Raw genomic sequence first — 9,501 nt, forward strand, 5'->3', positions numbered from 1 at the left:
AGTTTTCTAGCGAACTTTGATGTTAATGAAATGCATAAAGAGAGAATAAAAATTAATAACTGCATATTTTTGTGAATACTCAGTCCGTAATCATTAATTTTAGCAAATTTGAATAGACAGGGTTTAAATTTAGCAAATGCGGAACTCCTGTGATAAGCATCTGCTTGCGCGCACGGGTCAAGGCAACATTCAATTTCCGGTCGATTATATTACCATCTTCCTCTATGACATTCGACAACAATCTAAGTTGATAACTCTTGTTCACACAGAACGAGTAAATAATAATATCCCGTTCGCTTCCCTGGAAACGCTCTACCGTATCTATAAGGATATGATTAAGTGCATCAATCCCCAAACGAGCTATTTCTTTCTTTATCAGTGCAATCTGACTACGATATGGAGTAATTATACCCAAAGTCCTTGTTGGATCAAACGCAGATCCTGTTCGTTCGTATACACCAACCGCCAATTGGGTTACAATACTTGCTTCGCTATGGTTCACCTTTGCAGAAGAAGCGGGTGATTCAGCCTCGGATGGGAAGAAAGCAATTCTTTGATAAGGCACTTGTTCTTCTAGTTGATGGGGTAAACCAACAGATTCCAGTTTCCCTGCGTAGAAATGGGTATTAGAGAAATGAGCTACTTCGGGGTGCATACGGCCTTGTTTGCATAATATATCTAAAAAGTTATCACAACTCCTACCCTTACCAAAGGCTCCCACCACCCCGCCCTTTGGGCACCCCTCCTCTGGCAGGAGGGGAGTTGCGATGCCGCATGGAAACCTGGGTGCAGCATCTTGCTGCCGGTAAAGACGTTCAAATAACGAATCTTTTAAATTCGTCAACCCAATAGAACGAAGGGATTCTTCGTGAATTTCCGTATGCACCGATGATTGCAGTACTACTGCGGGCAATTGTTTATGGTCGCCTATCAGGATAAACTTTCCAATTGTATTTCTCCCATCCTCATTGCGATGACAAAGTAATCCCAAAATCTGCGGCTCTAAGATTTGGGTAGCCTCATCTACAATGGCAACATCGAATCGTTTTAGCCGGAATATTTCCTGCTTACCGGAAAGCGTGGCCACTGTGCCCACAAATATACGGCAACGAGATATGCGATCATTAACCGCCGAACGACGGTTGCAGGAAGAAAGAACATTCTCTATCAGATATTCCCGGTATTGCGGTTCGCAAGACAGTTCGCTGCCCAAACGAATAAAATCTACCTTGGGAGTGATATTCCTCAAGGCTTTGCAGATTTCATCTACCGCCTTGTTTGTATACGCCAATAGTAATATCTGGGCACCAGGTTCCTCGCAAAAGGTTTCCACCATCCTCCGGAGTGCACAAGATGTTTTGCCTGTCCCCGGAGGACCTATCAGCAAAAAATAATCCCTGGCAGCTTTGGCTTTGAGTGCAATCCGGGTAAAATCATCTTCGGCGGAATTTATATCTTCCTCCAAAGAAACATCAAACTCCGGCAATCGCTTACCTAAAAGTAAATCCCTACGCTCCTGGTTGGCAAATAAAAAAGAAGATAACCCCAGATACATAGATCGGAATGCCGTATCCATAGAATCATGTTCTACTGCATACAAACTATCCATCGGCAAAACCGAGGGATTATGCTGGGTTGCCCGAAGGCGAATCTTTATTGTATCCTCCCCAATGGCTTCAATGTTTCCTTTGAAGACCATCTTATTAGTCACATTATCAGAAGTCGCATTGCGCTGATAAAGCACAATAGCATCTCCCTCCCGAAAATTAGGCAGCGTTTCAATCTCTTCGGGAGATACAGCATCCGGCTCCCCTTTCAGAATGACATATGCTTTGTGTTCATCTGCGGCATGGTTATCAACAATTTGCAGATCATACAGTATCTCTCCTGCCTCCCGCTTTTCTTCCAGGGTTGACAGCCATAAAGCAGCCGCGCCGGTTCTTCCTTCGTAATCTACATCGCCGGATTTAGCGGTATATTGCTCCTTTGTAATAAAATTATAAAGAGAATAGAAATAGGCACGCTCTGTTTCCGACAGTTTTGATATCGCCTGTACAGTCCGATCTATTCCCGGGCGTAAGTATTGTTCCCAGAACCGCCCCTTTATTTTTCTTTCATTTAAAAGATCGGCAGTTATACTTCCTATTTTATCTGCCGTATAATGGATGCTATTGCGCAGCTGAATACTATATTCATCGGCAACAATCCGGTTTCTTAAGTTAATCACCCGCCGCACCATAGCCCAGGATGATCGTGCGGGATATAACAGTGGATACCGGGTATAAAGTAAATATGGAGTAACATTTTTATGATCCATTTCCATTGAATATTCCAGTACCGCCTGATACAGAAGCATTTGTACCTTGTTATTCTCCTTAGGTGTTACCGTATTACGGATGGAGTACTCGTCTGCTTTTCCGGATTTCATTTCAATGAACGCACGCATATCCCGTTGCATATAGTCCAAACGCCCCTGGAGTCCCAATGCTTCACAAATGTAAGATGGTTCGAGAACTGCATCCGTTTTATCTAATTGGTACCCCGACTGCTTAAATATCTCCTGCACCGCTTGCCGGATATGTTCGAAATGCATGCGGCAATCAGCAAAAAATGCCGCTTCTTCTTTAGGATCTTGCAGGTCCTTACATGCAGCCAGTTCTATAGGATAAGTCCGGAATGCCTTCTTCATGCATTCCATATAATCCGGTTCATATTTGGCGTAAATCCATTCGTCCAGAAAGAGGTTTACGATATTACCCAAGAGAATGGGACGCGCATTTTGTACGGGTTGCAGTTTGGTTAACTGATAATTGAACGGATGATGCCCGTAATCTTTATAACACTCGGCCAGCGAACTGATATCCAGCAAATAATCTGGTTCGAGAACGATAAACCGGGGAGTAAGTATCCCATCTTCATCTTCGGACACATCCAGAAGATTTAATTGTGCATGCTGCCAAAGCAGTTCACAGGTTTCGGCAAACTCATCGTTAATTTCCGGCAGGTTGTAACGCACGCGTAAGGGTTCATCGGTAATTGCATCTGTAGGAATTACATACAGATAGAGTTCATCCATATATTGAAAGCAGACGCGCATCCGTTTAGCCACCTGTTTGCCAGGCGCCTTTACTATATAAGTAGCATCGGTTTTAGGGAGCAATCGATATAATTCTTTCGGAATATCTGTCTGATAAACCTTACGAATAAAGAAAGCCAGCGTTTTGATATCACGCAACAGGTTCTCTTGCCCGGCTTCTTCCTGCCGGTTCAGTATCTTATTTGAAGTAATACGAAAGGTGTGTAAACGGTTCTGCTCTACATGATTCAGACCGACCTTTACAGCCACATAGTTTATCCGGGCGGAAAGATCGGTCATTTGCAGGCTCTCGCTTTGCATTTGCTCACGGCATATGCGTTCCAGCAAATCACGAATTTGCTTGTAGCGAGTCTTTAGTGTGATGTTTTCTGCTTTACAAGCGGAAAGGAGGATTTCAAAACAGTCGCTTATTTCAAATTCCATCCTTTTCCTCCTCTTCTTTCTCCTTATCCTTAATCATCAGGATGCTTAATTCATAGAGCAGATACAGAGGAAGAGCTACAGCGGTTAAAGTAAATGGGTCGCCTGTCGGAGTAATAACTGCCGCCAGTACAGTAATAAGTACAGCAGCATGGCGACGATATTTGCGAAGAAAAGCTTTATTGATAACACCCAGCAAAGAAAGCAACCAGGTTACAAGTGGCAATTCAAATGCCAGTCCCATGCATAAGATCAGCATCATAAAGTTATCAATATATGAATTGAGCGAAATCTGATTCTCAATAGCCGAACTGAGCTGATAGGTAGAAAGGAAACGGAGCGTAAGCGGATAAACCATAAAATATCCGAGCAATACCCCCAGAAAAAACATCCCGGCGCCAAGCGCCAGTGCTTTCTTCACACCTTTACGCTCACCCGGATAAAGTGCGGGACTGATAAAACGCCAGATCTCAAATAAAATATAAGGAGCAATAGTAATCACGGCCATCCACACAGAAGTAGAGATATGGATAAAGAATGGAGCAGCCAGATTAATATTAATCAGTTTAACCTCAAAGTACTGAGTAAAGAAATCACCTGTCAGGTTGAGTGCCGTACCGATTTTATGCAAGTACTGATAAAAGATAAAATCGTTATGGCATGGAGCCATCACCACGTTTTCGAATATCCACGGCATAGCAATAAAATATCCTATACCCAATATCAATAACGCACCAATAACCCGGAAGAGCATCATACGAAGCTCATCCAGATGATCCCAAAAGGTTAATTCTTTTTCTGCCAAACTAGTTTAGATTCGGATCTTTTTTCTGTTCCGATGGTTTTTCAATATCTTCTTTGGCTTTATTGATCTCGTCTTTGGCCTCGTTCACGCCTTCTTTAAAGCTTTTCACTCCCTTTCCGAGCCCCTTCATTAGTTCGGGGATTTTCTTACCGCCAAATAGCAAAAGTATAAGCAATGCTACAATAAGTATTTCATATCCGCTAAGGAAGCTTATCAGTAGATAGTTCATCATATTCGGTTTTTATTAGATTCAAATTTAGATATAATCAATAATGAATGCCCAAATGTAGATAAAAAAAAGCAAAAGCCGCCGCCTTGGAGCTAATTTTCTTGATAATATACGCGTTTCACCCGGGAAGATACACTTGTCAGTACCTCATAAGGAATAGTACCCAATTTATCCGATAGATACGTTATCGGCAGGTCATCGCCAAATACGATGACTTGATCTCCTTCCCGGCAATCGATATCCGTTACGTCGATCATACAAACATCCATGCAGATATTTCCGATGTATGAAGCCGGCTGACCGTTTACCAGACAATATGCATTTCTATTCCCCAGGTGGCGGTTCAGGCCATCGGCATAGCCAATGGGCAATGCAGCAATCCGTGAGTCTCGGGTCAGTACCCCCTTCCGGCTATACCCTACGGTTTCATTAGCAGGGACATTACGTATTTGCAGTATGGTAGTCTTAAGTGTACTTACATTATTTATAATAGCATTGGTTGCCGGGTCGATGCCATACAACCCGATACCCAGGCGTACCATATCAAATTGTGCTTCCGGGAATCGCTCTGCTCCTGCCGAGTTACAGATATGGCGAAGTATGCGATGCGTAAATGCTTCCTGGAATTCAGTAGAAACCCGATCGAATAGTGCAATCTGCCCGCGGGTAAACTCATCGAACGCTGCGCTGTCGCTTCCTACCAGGTGAGAGAATATGGAACGGGGAATGACGGTACTCTGCCCCTTCAGGCGTTTAATCAGTAACGGCATATCTTCCGGATTAAACCCGAGCCGGTGCATGCCCGTATCTATCTTGATATGAATCGGGAAATTGGTTACCCCTTCCTTTTCTGCTGCCCGGATGAGTGCTTCGAGGATATGAAAATTATAAATCTCCGGTTCAAGCTTATAATCGAACATCGTTTTGAAGGCAGTCAGTTCCGGATTCATTACGATGATAGAAGCAGTTACTCCCGCTTTCCGCAAGTCCGAACCTTCGTCGGCCACCGCCACCGCCAGATAATCGGCGCGATGCTCCTGAAGCGTTTTGGCCACCTCGTATGAACCCGCTCCGTAGGCCGAAGCCTTCACCATACAAATCACTTTGGTTTTAGGGTGTAGCCCGGCACGGAAATGATTCAGGTTATCGACCAATGCACTCAGGTTGATTTCCAGTATAGTTTCATGCACTTTCAGTTCCAGCGCTTCGGATATCCGTTCAAATCCAAAGCTGCGCGCACCTTTTATCAGAATAATCTCATCATGTAGGTTCCGGAACACTTCGGAACTCAGGAAGGCATCGGTGTTCGGGAAGAAGTACTTCTCCATGATTGCCTTTCCGGTGGTAGAATCAAAGCGACCGGCTGCCGAAGCAATGTCGCTACCTACCCCGATAATCTTTCCGATATTCTTGCTATGCACCAACTGGGCCACCCGCCGGTATAAGGTAGAAGCGCTTTGTCCGGTTTCCAGTATATCCGACAAGATCAACGTGCGTTTGAGTTTCTTATCCTGCGAACGGCGATAGAGAAAATCAAGGGCAATATCCAACGAAACCAGGTCCGAGTTATAGCTATCATTAATCAGTACGCAATTATTCTTTCCTTCTTTCACCTCGAGGCGCATGGCTACGGGTTCCAGAAGAGCCATGCGTTCGGTTATCAGCTCGGGCGGTAACATCAGGTATACACAGGCGCCCAGGCAATTCAATGAGTTTTCGATAGAGGCATCATCTATAAACGGTATCTGATAGGTATTATCCATTTCCAGATAGCGGTAGTGAATGACGGTATGGTCTTTCTTTTTCTCTATTTTATTTATAAAGAGCGGTTTATCTTTATCTACCATCGACCAGGCAATCTCACGGGCCGACATCAATGATTTGGACATACAATTCACAATCATTTCATTGTCGCCGTTGTAGATAATGACGTCGCAGCCTTTAAAGAGTTGTAGCTTTTCCTGGCACTTCTCTTGTAGGGAGAAGAAGTTTTCCTGGTGGGCACCGCCAATAGTGGTGATGATACCGATTGTAGGTTTTATTATGGTTTCCAAAGAGCGCATTTCGCCCACTTCGGATATTCCGGCTTCAAAGATGGCGAGTTCCGTTGTCTCGTTCATTTGCCAGACGGAAAGGGGCACACCAATCTGTGAGTTATAGCTGCGTGGCGAACGGGCAATCACCCGGTCGGGACTTAGCAATTGGTGCAACCATTCTTTTACGATGGTTTTACCGTTACTGCCTGTAACTCCTATAACGGGCACATTGAAGCGGGCACGATGCAACTCGGCCAGTTTCTGCAATGCTTTCAAAGCGTTGGGTACGAGCAAGAAGTTGCTATCCGGATAGTCTGCCGGCCTGATATCTATCGCTGGTTCTTTACCCCTTGTGGGGGGATGGGTTTCGATTACAAAATTCCGTACACCGCGGGCGTACAAATCGGGTATATAGTTGGAGCCGTTATTCCGTTTGGTATGGAGTGCAAAGAATAAAGTTTCTTCGGGAAAAGACAGCGATCTGCTGTCTGTTAATAACCAATCAATTGAAGCCTCAGCACCACCAATCCGCTTTGCTCCGATCAATTCTGTAATGAATTCAATAGCGTATGACATCTCTCTTTTTCTTTTTCAAAATCTAAGTTCGGATATTTTTCTTCAATTCCGTTTATTTTTAACACTATTTGTTTTAAAAAAGCTCTATAGGCTGTAGACTCCTTATTTATAGGTCTGTGCAGGAGGTCTTTCTTTATTTTTTGGCATTCTTTGATGATCGTTTGCGTTTGCCGGGAGAAGAAGGATTCGGAGAATCGCTCCCAGACATATTCCAGGGCTAATGGCGAAGGATGATTCATGTCTTCGTTGTAGAACCGGTAGTCGCGCAATTCGTCTAATACGATTTCATAAGAGGGGAAATATACCACATGATCGGTGAAAAACTCTTGTAACCGTTCTATGGCTAATAGTAGAATAGCTTTACTTAATTGATTGCCATGTGCGCCATCTTTCGCATGACGAATGGGGCTTACGGTAAACAGGAATTTGCACGAGGGATTCAGTTTCCGGAGGTCTTGTATAAGTTCGGTATAGTCTTTTACGATTTCATCGACAGTCAGGCGGGTACGCTCAAACGTGTTTGCCGGCATCTTGTGGCAGTTCGATACGATTTGCCCGTTTTCTTTTAGCGTATAAACCCAGGAGGTGCCGAATGTGAGCAACAGGTAATTGAGGTGGGGCAACGAACGGTGTGCCTGGCTGATGCGGTGATTGATATCACGCAACATTGCCTTCGGATCATTATTGGCAAACGACCCATGATGCATATAGCTGCGATAGTGTTCGTCGTGGAAAAACAAATCCGCAGCTGTATACTGTTTGTTCTCCATGATTTGCCGGAGGCTGGCGCGGATAGAATGCGGATTATATAATATTCCGAATGGGTTTACATCGCACCGGAACTTGGCGTCGGTCAGCATGTTGCCGATGTTCTCGGCAAAACATGATCCCATCAGCATCAGTTGGTCTGAGTGGGATATCTGGGACGAATGGGTAGGGATGTCTACTCTGGTTCTAAATTCCATTATACTGCAAATTTCTTTGCAAACTTATATAAAAAGAATGACTCTGTGTTCATTCTATTGATATATTCTACTCCCCTTCCCGCCACTGCGAGCGCAGCCGCTGTCCGGTTATCCCTGCATTACCCAAAGGGGTTTCGCTGGTGGTGTCTTTCCCATACACATCTTCCCGGTCAGGAGTATCTACCACTTCGAGTACGAACTTTCCGTGTGGTTTGGTGGAGGCGGTGATGTCTTTCCCCAACATACTATCCCAGGCTTTTGCGGCTTCTTTTAATGGATAAACGGCGGCTACATCTGTTTTTATCTGCCCGTCATTAATCATGCGGGTGATGACTTTCAGTTCCTTTGCAGATTGCTGGATATACATAAACGTACCCATTACGAAATACTTCTCAGCTTCATCTTCGGGAATAGGCGATACGGTGCTTACCAGCCTTCCGCCTTTTACCAATAGTGGGAAGGAACGGCGTTGCGTTTCGCCACCCACGAGGTCGATCACCAGTTTTAGCTCTGTGGCTATCTGTGTGAAGTCTTCCTTTTTATAGTCAATAACCACATCGGCACCCAGCGATTTCACAAAGTCTTTATCGCCACCCGAAGCCGTAGCATACACAAATGCACCGATTTGATGGGCAAATTGTACGGCATACGCTCCTACTGCACCGGCGGCTCCATGTATCAGGACTTTTTGTCCGGCGCGCAACGTTCCGTGGGTGTGCACTGCTTGCCAGGCGGTTTCCGCCACATGGGGTACGGAGGATGCTTCAACAAACGACAGGTTGTCGGGCATTTTGGCTGTTTTATTCATATCCGCCACCAGGTACTCGGCATAAGAGCCACCGTTACAGTTGCCATATACCTTATCGCCCACTTTAAAGCCTTTTACTTTCTCGCCCACGTTTTCTACTACGCCGGCAAAGTCATGTCCCGGTATCCAGGGAAAGTGTAATTCACCGAGCTTTCCAGAGGCTTTCAGGATATCAATGTGGTTCACAGAAGTAGCATACACCTTTACAAGGATTTGCTTGGTACTTATTTCGGGGATGGGTGCCTTCTCGAACCTCAAGGCTTCGGAAGAGCCGGAATCATGCAGTCTGATTGAATTCATAATATATGTTTTTATTGTTTTTTCCAATTAATAGAACAACAAATTCCGGGAGATTGTTTAATGGTTCTTCACCCCCGCTATCAGAAACCGTCCCGGTTGTTGTATCTTTCCCCACTTGGTATGATACAACAACTGCCAGATCACCCCTTCCAGCCGTCCATAGTCCGAGAGGGCTGGGGTGAGGCTTTTCCTTTGGAGGGATTTAGGGAGGATATTCTCTTCTCTTCTTTATCCTTCTCCTCTTCTTGCAATGCGTCCGCATCAG

The 9,501-nt window shown here is 44.7% G+C and carries 6 protein-coding genes; all 6 read right to left on the reverse strand.

The annotated features are described in order from the left end of the window. Positions 1–79: 79 nt before the first annotated feature. Entirely contained in the window at positions 80–3,520 is a 3,441-nt protein-coding gene (locus tag D0T87_RS04605; protein WP_163173234.1) for a DEAD/DEAH box helicase, read from the reverse strand. Beyond that, positions 3,510–4,322: a twin-arginine translocase subunit TatC gene (gene tatC, locus D0T87_RS04610; RefSeq protein ID WP_163173236.1), complete on the reverse strand. Its 813-nt coding sequence runs from the start codon at positions 4,320–4,322 to the stop codon at positions 3,510–3,512. Before tatC ends, D0T87_RS04605 begins: the two co-directional genes overlap by 11 nt. Position 4,323: 1 nt before the next feature. Further along, positions 4,324–4,554 (reverse strand): twin-arginine translocase TatA/TatE family subunit, encoded by a 231-nt coding sequence (locus D0T87_RS04615; RefSeq protein WP_163173238.1) that lies wholly within the window; start codon positions 4,552–4,554, stop codon positions 4,324–4,326. Between the two features lie 89 nt (positions 4,555–4,643). Beyond that, positions 4,644–7,163: a bifunctional UDP-N-acetylmuramoyl-tripeptide:D-alanyl-D-alanine ligase/alanine racemase gene (locus D0T87_RS04620; RefSeq protein ID WP_163173240.1), complete on the reverse strand. Its 2,520-nt coding sequence runs from the start codon at positions 7,161–7,163 to the stop codon at positions 4,644–4,646. After that, entirely contained in the window at positions 7,130–8,128 is a 999-nt protein-coding gene (locus D0T87_RS04625) for a GSCFA domain-containing protein (protein WP_163173242.1), read from the reverse strand. Before D0T87_RS04625 ends, D0T87_RS04620 begins: the two co-directional genes overlap by 34 nt. Positions 8,129–8,195: 67 nt before the next feature. Next, a complete protein-coding gene (locus tag D0T87_RS04630; protein ID WP_163173244.1) occupies positions 8,196–9,236 on the reverse strand; it encodes an NADP-dependent oxidoreductase in 1,041 nt (346 codons plus the stop codon). Between the last annotated feature and the right edge of the window lie 265 nt (positions 9,237–9,501).

It is taken from the genome of Bacteroides sp. 51, from assembly GCF_010500965.1.
Classification (GTDB): Bacteria; Bacteroidota; Bacteroidia; order Bacteroidales; family Bacteroidaceae; genus Bacteroides.

Excerpts from the sequence above, each read along its gene's own strand:
- D0T87_RS04605 (WP_163173234.1), bottom strand. The coding sequence starts at position 3,520 with ATGGAATTTGAAATAAGCGACTGTTTTGAAATCCTCCTTTCCGCTTGT.
- D0T87_RS04615 (WP_163173238.1), bottom strand. The coding sequence starts at position 4,554 with ATGATGAACTATCTACTGATAAGCTTCCTTAGCGGATATGAAATACTT.
- D0T87_RS04620 (WP_163173240.1), bottom strand. The coding sequence starts at position 7,163 with ATGTCATACGCTATTGAATTCATTACAGAATTGATCGGAGCAAAGCGG.
- D0T87_RS04625 (WP_163173242.1), bottom strand. The coding sequence starts at position 8,128 with ATGGAATTTAGAACCAGAGTAGACATCCCTACCCATTCGTCCCAGATA.
- D0T87_RS04630 (WP_163173244.1), bottom strand. The coding sequence starts at position 9,236 with ATGAATTCAATCAGACTGCATGATTCCGGCTCTTCCGAAGCCTTGAGG.